This is a genomic window from Nocardia sp. NPDC050718 (assembly GCF_040654235.1).
Lineage (GTDB): Bacteria > Actinomycetota > Actinomycetes > Mycobacteriales > Mycobacteriaceae > Nocardia.
Genome location: NZ_JBFAHQ010000007.1, coordinates 17279 through 38925 on the forward strand (window position 1 = coordinate 17279; position 21647 = coordinate 38925).

At 70.2% G+C, this 21647-nt stretch carries 17 protein-coding genes; 10 read left to right on the plus strand and 7 right to left on the minus strand.

The genetic code is table 11. From position 1 onward, the window contains the following. Positions 1-15: 15 nt before the first annotated feature. From treZ to dnaE, 3 genes are all read right to left on the minus strand, one after another. Positions 16-1767 carry a malto-oligosyltrehalose trehalohydrolase gene (gene treZ / locus AB0H54_RS27415; protein WP_357349128.1) on the minus strand — a complete coding sequence of 584 codons (1752 nt, stop codon included), beginning with the start codon at positions 1765-1767 and terminating at the stop codon, positions 16-18. A 186-nt stretch (positions 1768-1953) separates the two neighbouring features. Further along, positions 1954-3807 carry a hypothetical protein gene (locus tag AB0H54_RS27420; RefSeq protein ID WP_357349130.1) on the minus strand — a complete coding sequence of 618 codons (1854 nt, stop codon included), beginning with the start codon at positions 3805-3807 and terminating at the stop codon, positions 1954-1956. Positions 3808-3957: 150 nt separating this feature from the next. Continuing rightward, the gene (gene dnaE / locus AB0H54_RS27425) at positions 3958-7521 is read right to left on the minus strand and encodes a DNA polymerase III subunit alpha (RefSeq protein WP_355284287.1); all 3564 of its coding nucleotides are present in this window, start codon (positions 7519-7521) and stop codon (positions 3958-3960) included. Positions 7522-7837: 316 nt separating this feature from the next. On the opposite strand from dnaE, the gene AB0H54_RS27430 reads away from it, so the two are divergent. The 8 genes from AB0H54_RS27430 to AB0H54_RS27465 all read left to right on the plus strand — a co-directional run bounded on the left by AB0H54_RS27430 (position 7838) and on the right by AB0H54_RS27465 (position 16907). Continuing rightward, a complete protein-coding gene (locus AB0H54_RS27430) occupies positions 7838-9004 on the plus strand; it encodes a histidine kinase (RefSeq protein WP_357349456.1) in 1167 nt (388 codons plus the stop codon). Positions 9005-9107: 103 nt separating this feature from the next. Further along, positions 9108-9905: a LytTR family DNA-binding domain-containing protein gene (locus AB0H54_RS27435; protein ID WP_357349132.1), complete on the plus strand. Its 798-nt coding sequence runs from the start codon at positions 9108-9110 to the stop codon at positions 9903-9905. Continuing rightward, complete coding sequence (locus AB0H54_RS27440; RefSeq protein ID WP_357349134.1) at positions 9902-10267, plus strand: hypothetical protein; 366 nt, start codon at positions 9902-9904, stop codon at positions 10265-10267. The genes AB0H54_RS27435 and AB0H54_RS27440 overlap by 4 nt, the downstream gene beginning before the upstream one ends. Positions 10268-10293: 26 nt before the next feature. After that, a complete protein-coding gene (locus tag AB0H54_RS27445; protein WP_357349136.1) occupies positions 10294-12048 on the plus strand; it encodes a cation acetate symporter in 1755 nt (584 codons plus the stop codon). Positions 12049-12199: 151 nt separating this feature from the next. After that, complete coding sequence (locus tag AB0H54_RS27450; protein ID WP_355284299.1) at positions 12200-12556, plus strand: DUF485 domain-containing protein; 357 nt, start codon at positions 12200-12202, stop codon at positions 12554-12556. Further along, positions 12553-14187: a cation acetate symporter gene (locus AB0H54_RS27455; RefSeq protein ID WP_357349138.1), complete on the plus strand. Its 1635-nt coding sequence runs from the start codon at positions 12553-12555 to the stop codon at positions 14185-14187. Before AB0H54_RS27450 ends, AB0H54_RS27455 begins: the two co-directional genes overlap by 4 nt. A gap of 76 nt (positions 14188-14263) precedes the next feature. Further along, positions 14264-16207 (plus strand): acetate--CoA ligase, encoded by a 1944-nt coding sequence (gene acs / locus AB0H54_RS27460; RefSeq protein WP_357349140.1) that lies wholly within the window; start codon positions 14264-14266, stop codon positions 16205-16207. A 79-nt stretch (positions 16208-16286) separates the two neighbouring features. Beyond that, a complete protein-coding gene (locus tag AB0H54_RS27465; protein ID WP_357349458.1) occupies positions 16287-16907 on the plus strand; it encodes an LON peptidase substrate-binding domain-containing protein in 621 nt (206 codons plus the stop codon). Positions 16908-16913: 6 nt separating this feature from the next. On the opposite strand, the gene AB0H54_RS27470 is transcribed toward AB0H54_RS27465, so the two are convergent. Continuing rightward, positions 16914-17888 (minus strand): NAD(P)-dependent alcohol dehydrogenase, encoded by a 975-nt coding sequence (locus tag AB0H54_RS27470; RefSeq protein ID WP_357349142.1) that lies wholly within the window; start codon positions 17886-17888, stop codon positions 16914-16916. Positions 17889-18064: 176 nt separating this feature from the next. Between AB0H54_RS27470 and AB0H54_RS27475 the strand changes: the two genes are divergently transcribed. Continuing rightward, positions 18065-18484 carry a Rieske (2Fe-2S) protein gene (locus AB0H54_RS27475; protein ID WP_355284308.1) on the plus strand — a complete coding sequence of 140 codons (420 nt, stop codon included), beginning with the start codon at positions 18065-18067 and terminating at the stop codon, positions 18482-18484. An 8-nt stretch (positions 18485-18492) separates the two neighbouring features. On the opposite strand, the gene AB0H54_RS27480 is transcribed toward AB0H54_RS27475, so the two are convergent. Then, positions 18493-18963 carry a VOC family protein gene (locus AB0H54_RS27480; RefSeq protein ID WP_357349144.1) on the minus strand — a complete coding sequence of 157 codons (471 nt, stop codon included), beginning with the start codon at positions 18961-18963 and terminating at the stop codon, positions 18493-18495. A 154-nt stretch (positions 18964-19117) separates the two neighbouring features. On the opposite strand from AB0H54_RS27480, the gene AB0H54_RS27485 reads away from it, so the two are divergent. Continuing rightward, entirely contained in the window at positions 19118-19978 is an 861-nt protein-coding gene (locus AB0H54_RS27485) for a TIGR03619 family F420-dependent LLM class oxidoreductase (protein ID WP_357349146.1), read from the plus strand. 6 nt (positions 19979-19984) lie between these two features. Here the strand turns inward: AB0H54_RS27485 and AB0H54_RS27490 are convergent, their stop codons facing one another. Continuing rightward, positions 19985-20689, minus strand: a complete 705-nt coding sequence (locus AB0H54_RS27490; protein WP_357349148.1) for a hypothetical protein — start codon at positions 20687-20689, stop codon at positions 19985-19987. Continuing rightward, on the minus strand, positions 20686-21576 hold the full coding sequence (locus AB0H54_RS27495) for a hypothetical protein (RefSeq protein ID WP_355284324.1): 891 nt from the start codon (positions 21574-21576) through the stop codon (positions 20686-20688). The genes AB0H54_RS27490 and AB0H54_RS27495 overlap by 4 nt, the downstream gene beginning before the upstream one ends. Positions 21577-21647 lie beyond the last annotated feature (71 nt).

A 21647-nucleotide genomic window follows, 5' to 3' on the forward strand; every position in this document is an offset into this window, starting at 1 on the left:
CGTGCCCTGGCCGGATCACGCGGTGACCACGGCCCCCGCGCCGTCACCCTCCTCCAGCACGGCGAAGCTGTGGCCCGAGATGAGTATTCCCGCACCGGATTCGGTGGCGGGCGCCCAGGCCAGCAATACCCTTCCGTGCACCGGGATCACGGCCTCGTCCTCGGACAGGTTGCAGACCACCGAGATCCGGCCGCGCCGCAGTACGAACCAGCGGTTCGCCTCGTCGTAGTCGGCCCAGACCCGTTCCAGCCAGGGGTCGGTGAACTCGGACCTGGCCGCGCGCAGCGCGAGCAGGGCGCGATAGCAGGCGAGCAGCCGGGCGTGCGGTTCGCGCGTCGGTTCGGTCCAGTCCAGCTTGGAGCGGGTGAAGGTGTCCGGGTCCTGCGGGTCGGGGACGTCGTCGGCGGCCCAGCCGTGGTCGGCGAACTCGGCCCGGCGTCCGGTCGCGGTGGCCGCGCCGACGGCCGGGTCGGTGTGCGAGGTGAAGAACTGGAACGGGGTGCGCGCGCCCCATTCCTCGCCCATGAACAGCATCGGCGTGCTCGCCGAGAGCAGCACCAGCGCCGCCTTCACCGCGAGCTGTCCCGGGGTGAGGTAGGCGCTGGGGCGGTCGCCGACGGCCCGGTTGCCGATCTGGTCATGGGTGCAGGTGTAGCCGAGCAGGGCGCTGCCGGGGATCAGGTCGCGCGGGATCGGCGTGCCGTGGGTGCGGCCGCGGAAGCTGGAATAGGTTCCGGCGTGGAAGAAGCCGTGGGTGAGGGTCTGGGCCAGGCAGGCCAGGGAGCCGAAATCGGCGTAGTAGCCCTGCCGTTCGCCGGAGACGGCGGTGTGCACGGCATGGTGCAGGTCGTCGTTCCACTGGCCGGTCAGGCCGAAGCCGCCCGCCGCGCGCGGCGTGATCAGGCGGGGATCGTTGAGGTCGCTCTCGGCGATCAGGCTCAGCGGGCGGCCCAGATGCGCTGCCAGCGCGGTGGTCTCGACGACGAGTTCCTCGAGCAGATGGGTCGCGGTGCGGTCGACCAGCGCGTGCACGGCGTCGATGCGCAGCGCGTCGATGTGGAAGTCGCGCAGCCAGCGCAGGGCGTTGTCGATGATGTGGCGGCGGACGGCGTCGGAGCCGGGACCGTCGAGATTCAGGCTCTGCCCCCACGTGTTGCGGCCCGCGGCGAGGTAGGGGCCGAAGCGGGGCAGGTAGTTGCCGGACGGGCCGAGGTGGTTGTAGACCACGTCCAGGCAGACCGCCAGACCGCGCGCGTGGCAGGCGTCGACGAAGCGCTGCAGGCCGTCGGGTCCGCCGTAGCTCTCCTGCACCGCGTACCAGAGCACGCCGTCGTAACCCCAGTTGTGGGTGCCGTCGAAAGCGTTGACCGGCATCAACTCGACCGTGGTGACGCCGAGGCCGACCAGGTGGTCGAGCCGTTCGATCGCCGCGTCGAAGGTGCCGTCCGGCGTGAAGGTGCCGATGTGCAGTTCGTAGAACACCGAACCGGCCAGCTGCCTGCCGGTCCACCGCCGGTCGGTCCAGACCGCCGGATCGAGGTCGTGCACGGCGGAGAGTGCGTGGACGCCGTCGGGCTGGCGCGGGGAGCACGGGTCGGGCAGTACCGTCGGGTCGTCGTCGATCAGGAACCCGTAGCGGGCGCCCTGACCTGCGTCGACGGTGACCGACCAGCGCCCGCCCCCATTGCGCCGCATCGCATGGATCACCCCGTCCAGTTGCAGCCGCACCGCCCCCGCCTCCGGCGCCCACACCCGAAACTGCCTCATGGCCCCAGCATCGCATGCGGGCGGGCATCGGGCAGGGCGACCGGTGTCACCGCGCTGCCCGGCTTCCGCCATGCCCGGCACGGGTCGGTCGACGCGAGTACCCGAAGCGCGGTGGTCTGCTCGGGCGCTCGGTGCGAACCGGCCGCCGGTGCGTCTTCGGCGCCGCCCCGCACGTGCAGTCGGCGATCAGTCGTGGGCGACGACTCCGACCGGCCCCGCGCCGAAGCACAATTCGAGGCCGGGAGTCAGCGCGCGGACACGCAAGGCCGTGCCACCGCCGAGCATGCGGACGTAGACCGGGTGCAGCCCGGACCTGACCTCGGCGACGGTCTCGGCGGCGCCCTCGAACGAGACGGCGATGGCGCCGTCGCGGTCGGCCAGGTAGTTCAGCTGGGCGGTCCACTCGCGGATCTGCATCGGCCCGTCCAAGGGCAGCCGGACCGCCTCGCCGGGCGTCATCCGGTAGCCGCAGCCGGGTTCCGGGGCGGGCACGATCGAGCGGTTCCACCACACCTGCGCGTCGACGAGTTCCCCCTCGTCGGTGAACATCCGCAGGTGCGGTGTCGACCGGGCGAAGGTGTCCGGCCCGGCGAGCGCGGCGAACACCTGGTCGGTCATGTTCTGCGGAAAGGCCAAGGGATTCAGCACATTCCACGGAACCTCCTGCGGCAGCAGCGGCGCGCCGGCACCCGGCAGCGCGGTGCGCACCCCGGTGACGTAGGCGCGCGCCGGACTCGGCTCCCACGAGCGGGTGAAGGTGACGGTCGAATACACGCTGCTCACGAGGAAGATCACGGTCGCCACCACCGCCACGACAGCTCGCACCGGAAGACCCCGCGCCAGGAGCAGGCCACGTGCGGTGGCACCGCTTCGCAGGTCGCGGGGCGCGCGGCGTGGGGCGGTCATGATCAGGACGAGGCCGAGGCAGGCGATGACGGCGACGTCCGCGAAGTAGCGGATGGATTGGAGCAACAGCGCCGCGGTGCCGGGGCCGTCGCGGAGGACCACGACGGGCGCGACGGTCGCGACGACGTAGGCGGCCGCGCACACCCAGATCACGCCGACCCTGGCGCGGGTGCGGATCGTCCACGCCGCGAACAGGATCAGTGCCGTCCAGCACAGGGCGACGGCCACGCCGGGCGGGTCGGCCCACGGGGTGGCGGGCTGCCAGCGTTCCCATCGCCAGGGTCCGCCGGACAGGGCGGGGACCAGTCCGTCCGAGAGGGCTCGGCTCAGCAGGGCGGTGGGTTGTTCGGGGCGCGACAGTCCGCGCGGACGCTGGATGACCAGCAGGAAGAACGCCGACCAGGCCAGCAGCACCGCACCCGCCGCGGTCCACAGCGCGGCGCCGCGGCGGACGGCAGCGCGCACCGATTCTCCGGCGACGTAGGCCGACAGCGCCACCACCGCGACCGCGACCGGCAGCACCACCACCGCCTTCTCGAAGCACAGCAGCGCCACCGCGGAGACCGCCGCGCCCGAGACCGCGTACCGCCCGCGCCCGGTCCGCACGAGCTGGACCGCGTCCGCGCTCACCCAGGCGAGCGCGATCTGCAATGGCAGCGCGTTCACCGCGGCCGACCACCAGGCGAAGGCGGGCACCGTCAGCGGAACGAACAGGTAGCAGGTCAACGGGACCAGCAGCCGCGGCCCGGTCCCGAGCAGCACGACCGACAGCCGCAGCACCGCGAGCGAAGCGAGCAGCTGCAACAGCACCAGGACGGCCGCCGCCACGCTCCACTCGAACGGCGCGATCGCGGTCACCGCCCAGGTCAGCGCGAACGCCAACGGCATCACGTGGCCGTCGTGGCTGGTGAACAGCAATTCGGTCGACCACAGCGGATGCCGGCCCACCTCACCGATCAGGATGAAGTCGTCCCAGTAGAAGAATCCCGACGCCGCGACCCAGCCGCGCAGGACCAGCTGGGCCACGATCAGCGCGGCCGCGACGAGCAGTACGGCCCGCGGCGGTACGCGCGGGCGCGGGTGTGCGAGTCGCACGGGGTGTGGGGGCGAATCGAGCCGAGTCGCTGACGTCACGCCTCTCGACGCTAGCCCGTCGCCCGCCGGGTTTCGATCAGCACCCGCCGAGACACCGCGAGCACACCCGGCCCGACCGCGCTCCCAGCGCTACCCGACCACCGAGAACGCGGCCGCACTGCGAGATCCTCGACCGCGATCGCCTCCGGCTCAGCCCAGGCAGCCGGGACCGAGCAGTGCCTTCAGGTCACCCATCAGCGCCGAGGACGGGCTCACCCGCCAGCTGTCGTCGAGCTTGAGCAGGGTGGTCTTCTCCCGTGCGCCGACATGGCGGACATGCACGTCGGAGGTGCCGGGATGGCGGGAGAGCACCTTCTTGAGCTCACCGATCTTGTCCGGCGTGCACATCCGGGTCGTCATGACCACCGCCACCGGCTTCGCCACCCCGATCGCCGAGAGATCCGGCACCACGAGGTCGTTGGCGATCAGCGAGATGCGGTCATCGCGCACCGACACGCGCGCCTTGACCAGCACCACCGCGTCTTCGACCACGTCCATGCCGTAGACCGAGTACGACTGCGGGAAGAACAGCACCTCGACGCCACCGGTGAGGTCCTCGAGCTGGGCCGAGGCCCAGGCCAGGCCGTTCTTGTTGATCCGCCGGTTGACCGAGGCGAGGATGCCGCCGATGGTCACCTGCGCGCCGTCCTTGACGTCGCCTTCCAGGATCGCCGGAATCGGGGTGTCGACCTGGGCGGCCAACACGTGCTCGACGCCGTTGAGCGGATGCCCGGAGACGTAGAGGCCCAGCATCTCTCGTTCGAGGGCGAGCTTGTGCTTGGTCTCCCATTCGTCCTCGGGGACCTTCACGTTGAACACCGAGGCGACCGAGTCGTCGCCGTCGTCCAGGCCGCCGAAGAGGTCGAACTGGCCGATCGCCTCGGCCTTCTTCGTCGACATCACCGCGTCGATCGCGTCGGAGTGGATCAGCAGCAGGCCCTTGCGGGGATGCCCTAGCGAGTCGAAACCACCTGCCTTGATGAGCGATTCGGTGACCTTCTTGGAGCAGGCGATCGCGTCGATCTTGTTCAGGTAGTCGGAGAAGTCGGTGAACTTCGACTTCTCCTTGCGCGCGGCGATGATCGAGGACACCACGTTGGCGCCGACATTGCGGACCGCGCCGAGACCGAAGCGGATGTCCTTGCCGACCGAGGCGAAGTTCTGCTCGGACTCGTTGACATCCGGCGGCAGCACCGTGATGCCCATCTTGCGGCAGTCCGACAGGTAGATCGCGGCCTTGTCCTTGTCGTCACCGACGGAGGTGAGCAGACCGGCCATGTACTCGGCCGGGTAGTTGGCCTTGAGGTAGGCGGTCCAGAAGGAGACCAGGCCGTAGCCCGCGGCGTGCGATTTGTTGAACGCGTAGCCGGCGAACGGGAGGATGGTGTCCCAGAGCGCCTTGATCGCGGGCTCGGAGAAGTCGTTCTTGAGCATGCCCTCGCGGAAGCCCGCGTAGGCTTCCTCCAGCACCGAGAGCTTCTTCTTACCCATGGCGCGGCGCAGGATGTCGGCCTGGCCGAGCGAGTACCCGGCGACCTTCTGCGCGATCTGCATGATCTGTTCCTGATAGACGATCAGGCCGAAGGTGTCGGCCAGGATCTCTTTCAGCGGCTCTTCGAGCTCGGGGTGGATCGGTTTGACCTCTTGGCGGCCGTTCTTACGGTCGGCGTAGTCGTTGTGGGCGTTCATGCCCATCGGGCCGGGGCGGTACAGCGCGAGGACGGCGACGATGTCCTCGAAGCCGGTGGGCTGCATGCGGCGCAGCAGATCGCGCATGGCACTGCCGTCGAGCTGGAACACGCCGAGGGTGTCGCCGCGGGCGAGCAGTTCGTAGGTGGCCGGGTCGTTGAGCGGCAGGTGATCCATGTCGAGATCGACGCCGCGGTTGGCCTGGATGTTCTCCAGGGCGTCACCGATGACGGTGAGGTTGCGCAGACCGAGGAAGTCCATCTTCAGCAGGCCGATGGCCTCGCACGACGGGTAGTCCCAGCCGGTGATGATCGCGCCGTCCTGCGCGCGCTTCCACACCGGGATCGCGTCGGTGAGCGGCTCGGAGGACATGATGACCGCGCAGGCGTGCACGCCCGCGTTGCGGATCAGGCCCTCCAGGCCACGGGCGGTCTCGTAGATCTTGGCGACATCGGGGTTGGAGCCGATGAGCTCGCGGACCTCGGCGGCTTCCTTGTACCGCTCGTGGTCGGGGTCGGTGATGCCCGAGACCGAGATGTCCTTGGCCATGATCGGCGGCGGCAGCGCCTTGGTGATCTGGTCGGCGATGGCGAAACCGGGCTGGCCGAACAGGACTCGCGCGGAGTCCTTGATCGCGGCCTTGGTCTTGATGGTGCCGAAGGTGATCACCTGGGCGACGCGGTCGCTGCCCCACTTCTCGGTGGCGTAGCGGACCATCTCACCGCGGCGGCGATCGTCGAAGTCGATATCGATATCGGGCATCGACACGCGCTCGGGGTTGAGGAACCGCTCGAACAGCAGGCCATGCGGGATCGGGTCGATATTGGTGATGCCCATCGCGTAGGCGACCAGCGAGCCCGCGGCCGAACCACGGCCGGGGCCGACGCGGATGCCGACGTCGAGGGCGTGCCGGATCAGGTCACCGACGACGAGGAAGTAGGCGGGGAAACCCATCTCGCAGATGACGCCGAGTTCGTAGTCGGCGCGGGCGAGGTAGTCCTGCGGGGGGCCGTCGGGGAACCGGCGGTCGAGGCCGTCGAGGACTTCCTTGCGCAGCCAGGTGGCCTGGGTGTGGCCTTCGGGCACCGGGAAGATCGGCATCCGGTCGCGGTGGGCCCACACGTCGTCGTAGGACTGCACCCGCTCGCCGATGAGCTCGGTGTTGTCGCAGGCGCCGGGGACCTCCGCGTCCCAGATGGCGCGCATCTCCGCGGCCGACTTCAGGTAGTAGCCGTCACCGTCGAACTTGAAGCGGGTCGGGTCCGAGAGCGTCTTGCCGGTCTGGATGCACAGCAGCGCTTCGTGATTGGTCGACTGGTCCTTGGTGACGTAGTGGCAGTCGTTGGTGGCGATCGGCGGGATGTCGAGCTGCTTGCTGACATTGATCAGGCCCTCGCGGACCCGGCGCTCGATCGACAGACCGTGGTCCATCACCTCGAGGAAGAAGTTGTCCTTGCCGAAGATCTCCTGCCACTTCGCGGCGGCCTCGAGCGCCTCGCGTTCGTGACCGAGGCGCAGCCGGGTCTGCACCTCACCCGACGGGCAGCCCGTCGTGGCGATGATGCCCTCCGCGTACTGCGCGATGATCTCCTCGTCCATGCGCGCCCACTTGCCCAGCTGGCCCTCGATGGAGGCCAGGCTCGACAGCTTGAACAGGTTGCGCAGACCGGTCGCGTTCTCGGCGACCATCGTCATATGGGTGTAGGCACCAGAACCCGAGACGTCGTCGCTCTTCTGGCCGGGATCACCCCACTGCACCCGCTTGGTGTCGAACCGCGAGCCCGGTGCGATGTAGGCCTCGATGCCGATGATCGGCTTGATGCCCGCCTTCTTGGCGCTGTTGTAGAACTCCGAGGCGCCGTACATGTTGCCGTGGTCGGTCATGCCGACGGCGGTCATGCCCAGCCGTTCCGCCTCCGCGAACAGCGGCGAAATCTTCGCCGCACCATCGAGCATGGAGTACTCGGTGTGGTTGTGCAGGTGAACGAACGATCCGGACGGAGCCAAGACGGTCCTTCCTCCCATGGTGTCGACGGGGGTTGGCCTAGGCATTCTAGGCACGTGGGTCCGACAACTTTTCGCGTGCCACACGGGCATCGCGCCCCCGCCCTGGCCTGGTTCGGCGTGTCGTGGCGAACGTCACCGGCGAGTCCGCAGCAACCGTCTGTTTTCCGCTAGTTCATGATCGGAAACCACGCACGCGTGCCCGTCGGCGATCATCGGACCACCGAGACCGCGGGCGGCGATAATCGGCGGATGTCCGCACACGGGGTGCGGCCGTCGTCGAACCGGGCCGGTTCGCGGTGCGAGTAGGCGGGAGTGACCGGTGACGACCACGGCGGTGGTGCTGGCGGGTGTCGCGATCGTGGTGGTCGTCGCGTGGCTGGTGTGGCGGCGGACGCAGCGGGTGGTGACCACGCCGGCGCAGCGGGCGGTGCATCAGGCCCTGCACACCGCGTCGCTGGCGGCGGTGCCGTTGCGGCGGGGGTTGACCGAGGAGGCGGCCAGGGAGGCGGCGCCGCATCTGCGGGCGCTGGCCGGGGCCGAGGCGCTGGGGGTGATGGACGCCGACGCGACGCTGCTGGCGTGGGACGGGCCGCACGCGGGGATGGCCGCAGTGTTCGACGAGGCGGCGCGGCGGGCGATCGCCGAGGAGCGGGCGGTGCTGGTCAGCGGGGACGAGCATTCGCTCATCGCGCAGCCGCTGCTGATCGACACGGGGGCGGCGGTGGGGGCGCTCGGGATGGTGACCACCGGGAAGCCGGGGCCAGGGATGCTCGGGGCGGCGGGCGAGGTGGCCCGGTACGCGTGCGGGCAGCTCGAGCTGGCCGAGCTGGACGCCTCGCGAGCCCGGGTCGATCGAGCCGAATTGCGGGCGCTGCGGGCGCAGATCAGTCCGCATTTCATCTACAACGCGCTCAATACGATCGCGTCGTTCGTGCGGACCGATCCGGATCGGGCCCGGGAACTCATTCTCGAATTCGCCGACTTCACCCGCTACTCCTTCCGTGCCGCGGGCGAATTCACCGTCCTCGCCGACGAACTGCGCAATATCGAGCGCTATCTGGCCCTCGAACAGGCACGCTTCGGCGACGCCCTGGAGGTCCGCCTGCGGATCGCGCCGGAGGTGCTCGGCGTGGTGCTGCCGTTCCTGGCGCTGCAACCCCTGGTGGAGAACGCGGTGCGGCACGGGCTCGGCGGCGGCGGGCGCGGCGGCCAGCTCAGCATCGTCGCCACCGACGCCGGCACCGACTGCCTGATCAGCGTCGAGGACGACGGCATCGGCATGGACCCCGACCTCCTGCGCTCCGGCGCCTTGGACGCCGTCGACACCGACACCGGCCCCGCCCGCACCGGCGAAGCCGCCCACGTCGGCCTCGCCAACGTCGACGACCGCCTCCGCGCCGCCTTCGGCAACGACTACGGCCTGGTCGTGGAAACCGCCCCCGGCGCGGGCACCAAAGTCAGCATGCGCGTCCCGAAATTCCGCCCGGGCATCCACGCCTGACCGCCCCCGAACGACATCGCTCACGGGCGTACGCTCCCCCTACCCGGCGCCGCCGAGGGTTCCGGCGGAGTTCGGCGACTCGCCCGGTTACCATGGACAGGTTGTGACCTGGAACACCGATGAGAACTCGACCGCACTGCGGGTGCTCGCTGTCGATGACGAGAAGCCGGCGCTCGACGAGTTGGTGTATCTGCTGAGTACGCAGGTGGGGGTCGGGGAGATTCATCGGGCGGGGGAGGCTACCGGGGCGCTGCGGTTGTTGCGGGCGCATCCGATCGACGCGGTGTTCCTGGATATCGATATGCCGGGGCTCACGGGGATGGAGCTGGCGGGGATTCTGTCGGAGTTCGCCGAGCCGCCCGCGGTGGTGTTCGTGACGGCGCACGACGATCACGCGGTGGCGGCGTTCGATCTGGGGGCGGTGGATTATCTGCTCAAGCCGCTGCGCGGGGCGCGGCTGGCCGAGGCGGTGCGGCGGATCGTGGCGGCCCGGGTGCCGGTGCCCACGGCGGCGCCGCCGGAACCCGCGCATCCGAGCGAGGTGATCCCGGTCGAGCTGGGCGGGGTGACCACGCTGGTGAACCGGGCCGATGTCGCGTGGGTCGAGGCCGACGGTGACTACGCGCGGCTGCACACCGGCACGGGCTCGCATCTGGTGCGGATTCCGCTCTCGGCGCTCGAAGCCCGGTGGGAGGACGCGGGATTCCTGCGCGTACACCGGTCGTACCTGGTGGCCTTGCGGCTGGTCACCGGGATGCGCAGCACCGGAACGGGGACCGTGGTCTGTCTGCGGGCCGAGGGCGCGGGCGGCGCGGTGGAACTGCCGGTGAGCAGGCGCCAGGTGCGCGAACTCAAGCAGCGGCTGGTGCACGGGCCGCGGCAGAACTGGTCCCAGCGGTGACGGGTCCGCAGCGGCCGCCCAGGGAACGGGTGGTGCTGGCGCAGCGGCGAGGTGCCCGCCAGATCCGCACCCGGACCGAGGTGGTGGAGCAGACCGATCTCGGTGCGGCGCTGATCGGGGGCCTGATCCGGGCGCAACTGGGGTTGGCCCTGCGCCTGAGCCTGGTCGTGGTCGCGGTGTTCGGCTCGCTGCCCGTGCTGTTCGGCATCGACGCGATCGCCGCGACGACCGTCCTCGGCATCCGGCTGCCCTGGATCGTGCTCGGCGCCCTCGCGTTCCCCGCCCTGTACGCGGTGGGCCGCCTCTACGTGCGGCTGGCGCAGCGCAACGAGGACGACTTCCTCGAACTGGCCGGGGACTGACGCGTGCGGACCACGAGGCGACACCGATGACACCGGACAGTCCGGCGCTCACCATCGCGGCCCTGCTGCTGGCCGCGCTCGCCACCATCGGGATCGGCTTCTACGGAGTCCGGCTCTCGCGCACCACCTCCGACTTCCTGGTGGCCTCGCGCACGGTGGGTTCGCGGTGGAATGCCGCCGCGATCTCGGGCGAATACCTGTCGGCCGCTTCGTTTCTCGGCGTCGCGGGCCTGATCGCCAAGTACGGCGCCGACGCGCTCTGGTATCCGGTGGGTTTCACCGCGGGATATCTCGGCCTGCTGATGTTCGTCGCCGCTCCCCTGCGCCGCTCCGGCGCCTACACCGTCCCCGACTTCGCGGAGTTCCGGCTCGGGTCGATCCGGTTGCGGCGCATGGCCGCCGGGCTGGTGGTCGTGGTCTGCGCGGTGTATCTCATCCCGCAGTTCCAGGGCGCGGGGCTGACCCTGCACCTGCTGCTCGGGGCCCCGCCGTGGGTGGGGGCCGTCGCGGTCGGGGCGATCGTGCTGGCGAATGTGATCGGCGGCGGTATGCGGTCGGTGACCCTGGTGCAGGCGTTCCAGTACTGGCTGAAGCTGACGGCGGTGGCGGTGCCCGCCCTGGTGCTCGGTCTGCACTTCCTGGCCGACGAGCGGCCGGTCGGCACCCCCGCGCCACCGACGGTCGACCAGCGCACCACCGTCGACATCTCGACCGATGTGGTGGTGCACCTCGACGTGTCGCAGCAGGTGCGCGTCACCGGCACCCTCGACGGCCGGGCCGAGGACGGGCCGGTCCTGCTCACCCCCGGCGACCACACCCTGACCGAGGGCTCCGAGCTGATCCTGGAGCCGGGCTCGGCGGTGCCGGTGGTCGCCGGCGCGCCCGCCGACGGCGCGAGCTGGGTGGCGCCGGGCGGCGGGTTCGGTGGCGAACATCCGCAGTACCAGGTGTTCTCGCTGATCGTGGCGACCTTCCTCGGCACCATGGGCCTACCGCATGTGCTGGTCCGCTTCTACACCAATCGGGACGGTCCGTCGGCCCGCCGGACGGCGCTGACGGTGATCGGGCTGGTCGGGGTCTTCTACCTGTTCCCGATCCTGCTCGGCGTCTTCGCCCGCCTGTACGTGCCGCAATTGCTGATCACCGGCGCCTCCGACGCCGCGGTGGTCCTGTTGCCGGGCGCGGTGCTCGGCGGACTCGGCGGACAGCTGCTGGCGGCGCTCGCGGCGGCGGGGGCGATCGCGGCGTTCCTGTCGACCTCGTCGGGGCTGCTGGTCAGTCTCGCCGGCGTGCTCAGCACCGATGTGCTGCGCGGGCGGATCCGGGATTTCCGGGCCGCCGCGCTGGTCGCCGGGCTCGTCCCGCTGACGCTGGCGCTCACCGTCGCCTCGCTCGACCTGTCCCGCACGGTCGCGCTCGCCTTCTCGGTGGCCGCCTCGACCCTGTGTCCGCTGCTGGTACTCGGCATCTGGTGGCGCGGGCTGACCGCGGCGGGTGCGGCGAGCGGGCTGCTCACCGGCGGTATCACCGCGGGTGGCGCGACGGTGCTCGCGGTTCTCGGCGGCGTCTCGCCCGAGCTGGCCGGTGGCTGGCCGTCGGCGATCGTGGACTATCCGGGCGCGGTGAGCGTGCCGCTGGCGTTCGCGGTGACGATCGTGGTCAGCCTGGTGACCAAGGGGCAGGATCAGCGCACGGTCGCGGGGATCTTCCTGCGCCTGCACGCACCCGAACGCCTCGGCATGAGCGCCGACCGCGAGCCGGAAACCGCCGTCGACCGCTGATCTCGCCCCGACCGTTCGTCGCGCCACAGCGACCGTTCACCGCACCGGCGGCCACCTTCACCGAGTGACCCACGCCACATCATTACACGCTCATACTCCGCGTCTTACGGTCATCGCACGCACGACACTCCTCACGCTAGGACCATCAGGCATGACCGAAACCGACACCGAAGAAGCGCCCGACCGGCGCACGCCGAGTGCCGACGAATGGCTCGCCGTGCAGGCGAGCCCGCAGTTCCAGGATCTGCGCAATCGCCTGCGCCGCTTCGTCTTCCCGATGACCGCGCTGTTCCTGCTGTGGTACCTGAGCTATGTGGTGCTCGGCGCGTACGCGCACGACTTCATGGCCACGAAGGTCTTCGGCAACATCAATGTGGGTCTGCTGCTCGGCCTCGGGCAGTTCGTGTCCACATTCCTCATCACCGGGCTCTACGTCCGTTTCGCCAATCGTGAGCTGGATCCGCGCGCCGCGGCCATTCGCGAATCTCTCGAGGAAGGCCGCGCGTGACCATTCTTGCCGCGGACACGACGGTGGGTAACCCCGTCGCCAATATCGCCATCTTCGCGCTGTTCGTCGCGGTCACCATGGTCGTGGTGATCCGGGCCAGCCGCAACAACGCCAGTGCCGCCGACTATTTCACCGGCGGCCGTGGCTTCTCCGGTCCACAGAACGGCATCGCCATCGCCGGTGACTACCTGTCGGCGGCCAGCTTCCTCGGCATCGCCGGCGCGATCGCCGTCTACGGCTACGACGGGTTCCTGTACTCGATCGGCTTCCTCGTCGCCTGGCTGGTCGCGCTGCTGCTGGTGGCCGAGATGCTGCGCAACACCGGCAAATTCACCATGGCCGACGTGCTCAGCTTCCGGTTGAAGGAGGGCCCGGTGCGCACCGCGGCCGCGCTGACCACGCTGACCGTGTCGCTGTTCTATCTGCTGGCGCAGATGGCGGGCGCGGGTGGCCTGGTCGCGCTGCTGCTCGACATCTCCAGCCGCGCGGGCCAATCGGTCGTGATCGCGATCGTCGGCGTGCTGATGATCGTCTACGTACTGGTCGGTGGCATGAAGGGCACCACCTGGGTGCAGATCATCAAGGCGGTGCTGCTGATCGCGGGCGCCGCGCTGATGACGGTGCTGGTGCTGGCCAAGTTCGGCTTCAACTTCTCCGACATCCTCGGCGCCGCCCAGGAATCGGTGAGCGAGTCGACCAACAAGGCCGTCGCCGCGCGTGATGTGCTCGCGCCCGGCGCCCAGTACGGCGGCAGCGACACCTCGAAGCTGAACTTCCTGTCGCTGGGTCTGGCGCTGGTGCTGGGCACCGCGGGTCTGCCGCACGTGCTGATGCGCTTCTACACGGTCCCGACCGCGAAAGAGGCGCGGCGCTCGGTGGTCTGGGCGATCAGCCTGATCGGCGCGTTCTACCTGTTCACTCTGGTGCTCGGGTACGGCGCGGCGGCCATCGTCGGCCCGGACAAGATCCTCGCCGCGGCGGGTGGCCAGAACTCGGCGGCGCCGCTGCTGGCGTTCGAGCTCGGCGGTGTCATCCTGCTCGGCGTGATCTCGGCGGTCGCGTTCGCGACGATCCTGGCGGTGGTCGCCGGTCTGACGATCACCGCGTCGGCCTCGTTCGCCCACGACATCTACGCCAGCGTGATCAAGAAGGGCGATGTCGACGAGCGCAAGCAGGTGCGGGTCTCGCGGATCACCGCCGTGGTGATCGGCGTGCTCGCGATCGGGCTCGGCATCCTCGCCAACGGCCAGAACATCGCGTTCCTGGTGGCGCTGGCGTTCGCGGTGGCGGCGGCGGCGAACCTTCCGACGATCCTGTACTCGCTGTTCTGGAAGCGCTTCAACACCACCGGCGCGCTGTGGTCGATGTACGGCGGCCTGATCTCGACCATCGTGCTCATCGTGTTCTCCCCGGCGGTGTCGGGCACCAAGACCTCGATGATCACCGGGACCGATTTCCACTGGTTCCCGCTGTCCAACCCGGGCATCGTGTCCATCCCGCTGGCCTTCGCGCTCGGCATCGTCGGCACCTATGCCGGTGGCCGCGGCGAGCAGGTCGACACCGCCAAGGCCGCGGAGATGGAAGTCCGGGCACTGACCGGCGTCGGTGCGGAGAAGGCGATCTCGCACTGACGTTGCCCCAGCCCGTGCCGGTGCCCTCCCACCACCGGCACGGGCTTCACCCCTGTTCGTTCGAAGGAGATTTCTTGTGACCGGTGCAGTCACCGACCCCACCCGGCCCGACCACGCGACCAGCTACCCGCCCGCCGCGGACTTCGTCGCGCGGGCGAATGCCGATGCCTCGCTCGCCGAGCGGGCCACCACCGATCGTGCCGGTTTCTGGGCCGAGCAGGCGAACCGGCTGCACTGGCACACACCCTTCACCCAGGTACTGGACTGGAGCGACGCCCCGGTCGCGCGCTGGTTCGCCGACGGCGAGCTCAATGTCGCCTACAACTGCGTCGACCGCCACGTCATCGACGGACACGGCGACCAGGTCGCCATCCACTGGGAAGGCGAACCCGGCGACTCACGCGACATCACCTATCGCGAACTGCTCGAGGAAGTCTCGCGCGCCGCCAACGCGTTCACCGCGCTCGGGCTGGTGGCGGGCGATCGCGTCGCGATCTACATGCCGATGGTTCCCGAGGCGATCGTCTCGATGCTGGCCTGCGCGCGCCTGGGGCTCACCCATTCGGTGGTGTTCGCCGGGTTCTCGCCGACGGCCCTGCGGCAGCGCGTCGACGACGCGCAGGCGCGCCTGATCGTGACGACCGACGGACAGTGGCGGCGCGGCAAGCCCGCCCCGCTGAAGTCGGCGGTGGACGAGGCCCTCGGCGACGAGCCGACCTCGGTCGAGCACGTGCTGGTGGTGCGGCGCACCGGGCTGGACGTGCCGTGGACGCCGGTGCGCGATCTGTGGTGGGACGAAACCGTATCGCTCGCTTCGCCTTCCCATGAGGCCCAGCCCTTCCCCGCCGAACACCCCCTCTTCATCCTCTACACCTCCGGCACCACCGGAAAACCCAAAGGCATCCTGCACACCACCGGCGGCTACCTCACCCAAGCCGCCTACACCCACCACAACGTCTTCGACCACAAAGCAGGCCAGGACGTCTACTGGTGCACCGCCGACATCGGCTGGGTCACCGGACACAGCTACATCGTCTACGGACCCCTCGCCAACCGCGCCACCCAGGTCGTCTACGAAGGCACCCCCAACTCCCCCAACGAACACCGCCACTTCGACATCATCGAGAAGTACGGCGTCACCATCTACTACACCGCCCCCACCCTCATCCGAACCTTCATGAAATGGGGACGCGAGATCCCCGACGCCCACAACCTGACCACCCTGCGCCTGCTCGGCTCCGTCGGTGAACCGATCAACCCCGAAGCCTGGCGCTGGTACCGCGACGTCATCGGCGCCAACAAGACCCCCATCGTCGACACCTGGTGGCAAACCGAAACCGGCGCCATCATGATCTCCCCACTGCCCGGCGTCACCGACACCAAGCCCGGCGCGGCCACCGCACCGCTGCCCGGTATCTCGGCGAAGGTCGTCGACGACGACGGCACCCCGCTGGGCAACGACGCCTCGGGCTTGCTCGTGCTGGATCAGCCGTGGCCGTCGATGCTGCGCGGCATCTGGAACGACATGGATCGGTTCCGTGAAACCTATTGGCAGCGTTTCGCTTCCGAAGGCTGGTACTTCGCCGGTGACGGCGCCAAGCTCGACACCGACGGCGACCTGTGGATCCTCGGCCGGGTCGACGACGTGATGAACGTGTCCGGCCACCGGATCTCCACCGCCGAGGTCGAGTCCGCGCTCGTCGGGCACCCGGCCGTGGCCGAGGCCGCCGTCGTCGGCGCCAGCGACGCGACCACGGGGCAGGGGATCGTCGCCTTCGTCATCCTCACCGGGTCGGCCGAGCGCACCGACGCGCTGGTCACCGAGCTGAAGGCCGCCGTCTCGCTGGAGATCAGCCCGATCGCCCGGCCGCGCGAGATCCACCTCGTCCCCGAGCTGCCCAAGACCCGCAGCGGCAAGATCATGCGACGGCTGTTGCGTGACGTGGCCGAGGGCCGCGAACTCGGTGACACGTCCACGCTGGTCGACCCGACCGTGTTCGAAGCGATCGCGAAGGGATGACCCGGCGATCCGTCGCGCACGCATGTCGGAGGGGCACGGTGTCCGTGACAGCGGGCATGCTGTGAGGGTGGAGATCCCTATGTTCCCGCTGGGCGCGGTCCTGCTGCCCGGCGAGCCGCTGTCGTTGCAGATCTTCGAGCCGCGCTATGTCGCGCTGGTCGAGGACTGCCTCGACGGCAGGCGGGAGCCGGAGTTCGGTGTGGTCCTGATCGCGCGGGGACACGAGGTCGGTGGCGGTGAGGTTCGTACCGATCTCGGCGTCCTGGCCCGGATCACCGATGTCGTCGAGCTGTCGGGCTCACGGTTCCGGTTGCGCTGCGCGGGCACCGAGCGGATCCGGGTCGACGAATGGCTCCCCGACGCGCCCTACCCGCGCGCCGAGGTGACGGCGTGGCCCGACGAGATCGGCGCCGACGACAGCGAACTGCTGGCCGACCTGCGCAAACGCGCCGATCGGCTGCACACGCTCACCGCGCAGCTCGCGCGCCGCTCCGGGATCCGGCGGCCACCGCCGTCGGCGTCGCTGGAGGACCTCTCCGACGACCCGACGGTGCGCTCCTACGAGCTGGCCGCGCGCCTGCCGATCGGGCCGACCGACCGGCAGGCGGCGCTGTCGGCGCCCGACCCGTACACCCGGCTGGAGAATCTCATCGTCGCGGTCGACGACGCGATCGCGATGATGGAGTTCCGCCTGCAGTGACGGCGCTCAGCCGACGGTGATCGCGACCTTCGCCCTGGCGTGCTCGGTCTCCAGGTAATGGATGGCGGCCGGGACCTCGTCGAGGGGGTACGTCCGGTCGATGATCGGCCGTACCCGGCCCGCGTCGATCAGGGCACGGAGTTCGTCGAGCGCCGCGCTGCTCTGCTTCGCCGTCGGCACCCGGAGGGTGGGGCGCACGAACGGGCGGCTGAGCTGGGCGCGGGCCATGAGCCCGATCGGGCCGAAAAGGCTCCCGCCGGTGTAGTTTCCGCCGCCGGACAGCACCAGGGTCCCGGTCGGCTCGACTAGGCGAAGCAGCTCGCGCAGACCCCGGCTGCCCGCCAGATCGAGGACGGTGTCGTAGCGACCGGTCACCGTGTCGCGGGTGTAGTCGACGACCCGGGCGGCGCCGAGCCCGCGGATCAGCTCGACATTGCGGGTGCTGCACACCCCGGTGACCTCGGCGCCCGCGGCGAGCGCGAGCTGCACGGCGAAGGTGCCGACCCCACCGGACGCCCCGATGATCAGCACCCGCTCCCCCGCTGTCACATGCCGCAGGCAGGTCAGCGCGGTGTTGGCGGCCAGCGGGACGGCCGCCGCCTCGGCGAAGCTCAGCCCCGCGGGTTTGAGACCCACCACCGACCGGTCCACCGCCAGGTACTCGGCGAACGCGCCGCTGGTCGACTCGCCGTACACCTCGTCACCCGGCCGTAGATCCGTCACCCCGGCGCCGACCGACTCGACGGTCCCCGCGAAGTCGCCGCCGTGGATCGGCTGCGCGGGACCGCGCCGCCCGAACACCGACCGGTCCACCCACCGCACGATCTTCGGATCGCCCCGCATGATGTGCCAGTCCCGCGCGTTCACCGACGCCCCGCGTACCCGCACCAGCACCTGCCCGTCCCCCGCCACGGGCCGCTCGACCTCCGCGACCTCCAGCATCGCCGAAGATCCGTATACCTGCTGCACGATCGCCTTCACGTGCGTGACAGTAGGCCCGCGCCGGTCCCACCCACATCGGGGAAGTCCCCGAGAAATGGTCCCGGATCATCCGCCGGGAGTTCGAACCGGGGACCCGCCGATCCCGTTGAACCGATAAGGAGCGGTCGGACCGCCCGGCCACCGCCTACGTCGCTAGTTCCGATCGGAGTTCCACGATGACCAGTAACGAGATACAGCTCGACCGCAGGACCGTAGTCGTCGGCGCGGGGGTGCTCGCCGCGGCCGCGACCGTGGCCGCCTGCGCGGGCAAGGACGAGAGTGCGCCCGCGGCGGCGCAGGCCCCCGTCGGCGGGCCGACGGGGGCGTTGGCGAAGACCGCCGATGTGCCGGTGGGGGGCGGGGTGATCGTCGGGGACACGGTGATCACCCAGCCGTCGGCGGGGACCTTCGTCGGGTTGTCCTCGACGTGCACGCACGCGGGCTGCCGGGTCGGCTCGGTCGCCGACGGCTCGATCAACTGCCCGTGCCACGGGAGCCGGTTCGGGCTCGACGGCAGCGTCACCGCGGGTCCTGCCACGGCGCCGCTGCCGGCGAAACCGGTACGGGTGGAGGGTGATTCGATCGTGCCCGCCTGAGGCCGCGATCAGCCCGCCGCGTTCATCATCTCGTCCATGCGGCGCTGCATCTCTTCCGGTGTGACGTCTTCGATGTGGGTCGCCACCGTCCAGCGGTGGCCCCACGGGTCCTCGAAGGAGCCGCTGCGGTCGCCGTAGAACTGGTCGGTCATGGGGTTGATCTCGGTGGCGCCCGCGCCGAGGGCGGCGGCGAACGCGGCGTCGGCATCGGGGACGTAGACCATCAGGTTGACCGGCGAACCACCGACCTCTTTCGGATCGGGGAACCCGATCTCCGGCGCCGGGTCGCCGACCATGAGAACAGAGTCGCCGACGAGGAGTTCACAGTGCGCGACGGTGCCGTCCGGACCTGGCATGCGCATGCGCTCGGTGGCGCCGAACACGGCGATGTAGAAATCGATCGCGGCACCGGCGCCCGCACACGAGATGCCAGGACAGATACGCGGATAACCAGCGGGAAACGGGGAAACATCAGACATCGGATACCTCCGGGTCGAGGTTGATGCTCGGACCGTTCAGAGCCTATTCCCTCCACTCGCCGGGGAAAGGTCATCCGGTGAACGGTCTTCCGGCAGGCCCGAAAGACTGGTAGAACTTGTTTCAGTTTTGTTGTCTGATCCGGAGGGCCGGAACATGCGCTACGGGCTCGTGTTGTTCACCAGTGACCGGGGCATCACGCCCGCCGACGCCGCGCTGGCGGCCGAGAACGCGGGCTTCGACGCGTTCTACGTCCCCGAGCACACCCATATCCCGGTGGTGCGGGCCGCGGCACATCCGCAGACCGGAGACTCCTCACTGCCCGACGACCGCTACCTGCGCACCCTCGATCCGTGGGTCGCGCTGGCGACGGCGGCCGCGGTGACCGAGCGGATCACCCTGTCGACGGCGGTCGCGCTGCCCGCCGAGCACCATCCGATCACCCTCGCCAAGACCATCGCCTCGCTCGATCATCTGGCCGGCGGCCGGGTCGAGCTCGGCGTCGGATTCGGCTGGAACACCGACGAACTCGCCCACCACGGCGTCCCGCCCAAGAAGCGGCGCACCGTGCTGCGCGAGCACCTCGACGCGATGCGCACGATCTGGTCGCAGGAGGAAGCCGAGTTCGAGGGCGAATTCGTGCGGTTCGGGCCGAGCTGGTCGTGGCCGAAGCCGACCAGCCCGACGATCCCGGTCCTGCTCGGCGCCGGCGGCACCGAGAAGTCCTTCGGCTGGCTGGCCCAGCACGCCGACGGCTGGATCACCACCCCGACCGAGGGCGACCTCGGTGAGAAGATCGCGCTGCTGCACCGGGTCTGGCGGGAGGCGGGCCGCGAGGGCACGCCACGCGTGATCGCGCTGGCCGGCCGCTACGACGCCGCTCAGCTCGCGCAGTGGGAAGAACTCGGCGTCACCGAGGTGGTCTTCGGGATGCCGGACCGCTCCGCCGACGAGGTGCGCGGCTACATCGCCCATCTCGGCGGCAAGATCGCGCCGCCGGTGCCCGCCGCCAGCTGAGGCGCCTCAGCCGCGCAGCTTGCGCACCTGCGCGGCGGTGAGGTCGGCGAGCACCCCCGGGTCCACGGTCTCCGGCGCGGTGACCACGACCTGGACCAGGGTGTTGCCGACCTGCACCAGGGCCGTCGCGGAGGTGAGCGTCAAGCCTTCGCTGGTGGCGGTCAGGGTGAAGGCCGAGCTCGCGTCACCCGCGGGCGGCTGGGCGAGGGCGGTGGCGCGGTAGTCGATGTGCACGCCCGCGTCGTCGCCGGTGTAGGCGGCACAGCGCCGCGGCTGCGCCTGTACCGCGTCGAAGGCGGCCGCCAGCGCGGCATCGGGATAGCTCGCGGCATCGATATCGATCGTGGCGTAGCTCGGCCCGGCGAACTGGACCGACGCGGCCGCCGACGATCCCGGCCGCTGCTCGGCGAGCGGGCTGAGCAGCCGGCCGCAGTCCGGCGGATCGGTGGGTGCCGCGGGCGGCACGGCCGGGCCGTCGTCGCCGGTGCGCGGCGGGACCACACTGAAGTCGCCGGGCAGATCCGGTGCCGCCAGCAGCCCGGCCGCGAGCTGGGCGGGATCGCGCACCACCGTGCCGCTGCCCGGCGCCGCCGTGGCGGCCGCGGGGAAGGAACCGGCGGGCTCGTCGTCGGAACCACAGCCGACGACACCGGCGAGCGCGGCGCAGGCCGACGCGGCCGCGCTCGCGCGCAGCAGGGCCGACCGCATCATTCGGTCCAGGAGACGCGCGTCGACTGGGTCTGCACGAGGGTGCTCACGCTGCGCGCGTCGCGGTAGATCTGCTGACCGCCGACATCGATGGCCCCCGAGACCGGCAGCGGGAGACCGAGATCGACGGTGATCGTGCCGGTGCCCTCCATGACGTAGCCCTCGATCTCGAGCGAGCCCGCGTTGTTGGGCAGCATCCACACCTTCTCGGTCGGGGTCTGGGTCACCTGCAGGTCGATGGTGAGCCGGTCGCCGTCGCGGCTGGTCAGGGTGGCGGTGGTGATCTGGTCGAGGGTGACGCCGCCGGTGATCTCCTGGTGCACCGTCCACACCGCACCCACGCCGACCGGCGCGTCGGGGAACGCGATCGAGCGGTACACGGCCTGGTAGAAGGCCTGTTCCAGGGCGGCGCGCGCCGTGTTGGGGGTATCCGGCGACGGCGCGAGGCGCAGTTCGGTGATCGCGCCGAGGTCGCTCATCTCCAGGCCCGCGTGCGAACCGTCGGCGGTGGTGAACGCCTTGTTCAGGACCGGGTCCGGCGTGGTGACGGTGCCGACGGTGACATCGACCCCGTCGGTGCCGGCGCGGGCGGTCATCGGGATGGTCAGCGCGGCGGGCGAGAAGTCGCGGGCGGGCTGATCGTTGACCTGCTGCTGGATCCGGTAGTCGGTGCACAGCGTCACCTCCTGCGTGGTGCCCGCCGGGTAGCGGGGACGCAGCAGATCGCGCGGCTCGTCGCCGGCCGAGACCAGGGTGGTGACGGCGGCCGTGATCGGCACCGTCACTTCCTTACCGATGCCGAGCGGCTCGGTGCCCTCGACATCGGCGGGCGATGCCGACCGGTCGGCGCACCCCGCGCCGAAGGTCGCGAACCCGAGCACGAGCGCCACGAGTAACACCCCGGGACGCGCGATGCGGGGTAAGCGAGAACTAGACAACACCGTCACAGCCATCAGGGTAC

Bases quoted from the DNA above. Each gene is read 5' to 3' on its own strand.
- treZ (WP_357349128.1), bottom strand. From the start codon at position 1,767: ATGAGGCAGTTTCGGGTGTGGGCGCCGGAGGCGGGGGCGGTGCGGCTG.
- dnaE (WP_355284287.1), bottom strand. From the start codon at position 7,521: ATGGGAGGAAGGACCGTCTTGGCTCCGTCCGGATCGTTCGTTCACCTG.
- AB0H54_RS27445 (WP_357349136.1), top strand. From the start codon at position 10,294: ATGACACCGGACAGTCCGGCGCTCACCATCGCGGCCCTGCTGCTGGCC.
- AB0H54_RS27450 (WP_355284299.1), top strand. From the start codon at position 12,200: ATGACCGAAACCGACACCGAAGAAGCGCCCGACCGGCGCACGCCGAGT.
- AB0H54_RS27465 (WP_357349458.1), top strand. From the start codon at position 16,287: ATGTTCCCGCTGGGCGCGGTCCTGCTGCCCGGCGAGCCGCTGTCGTTG.
- AB0H54_RS27475 (WP_355284308.1), top strand. From the start codon at position 18,065: ATGACCAGTAACGAGATACAGCTCGACCGCAGGACCGTAGTCGTCGGC.
- AB0H54_RS27480 (WP_357349144.1), bottom strand. From the start codon at position 18,963: ATGTCTGATGTTTCCCCGTTTCCCGCTGGTTATCCGCGTATCTGTCCT.
- AB0H54_RS27485 (WP_357349146.1), top strand. From the start codon at position 19,118: ATGCGCTACGGGCTCGTGTTGTTCACCAGTGACCGGGGCATCACGCCC.
- AB0H54_RS27490 (WP_357349148.1), bottom strand. From the start codon at position 20,689: ATGATGCGGTCGGCCCTGCTGCGCGCGAGCGCGGCCGCGTCGGCCTGC.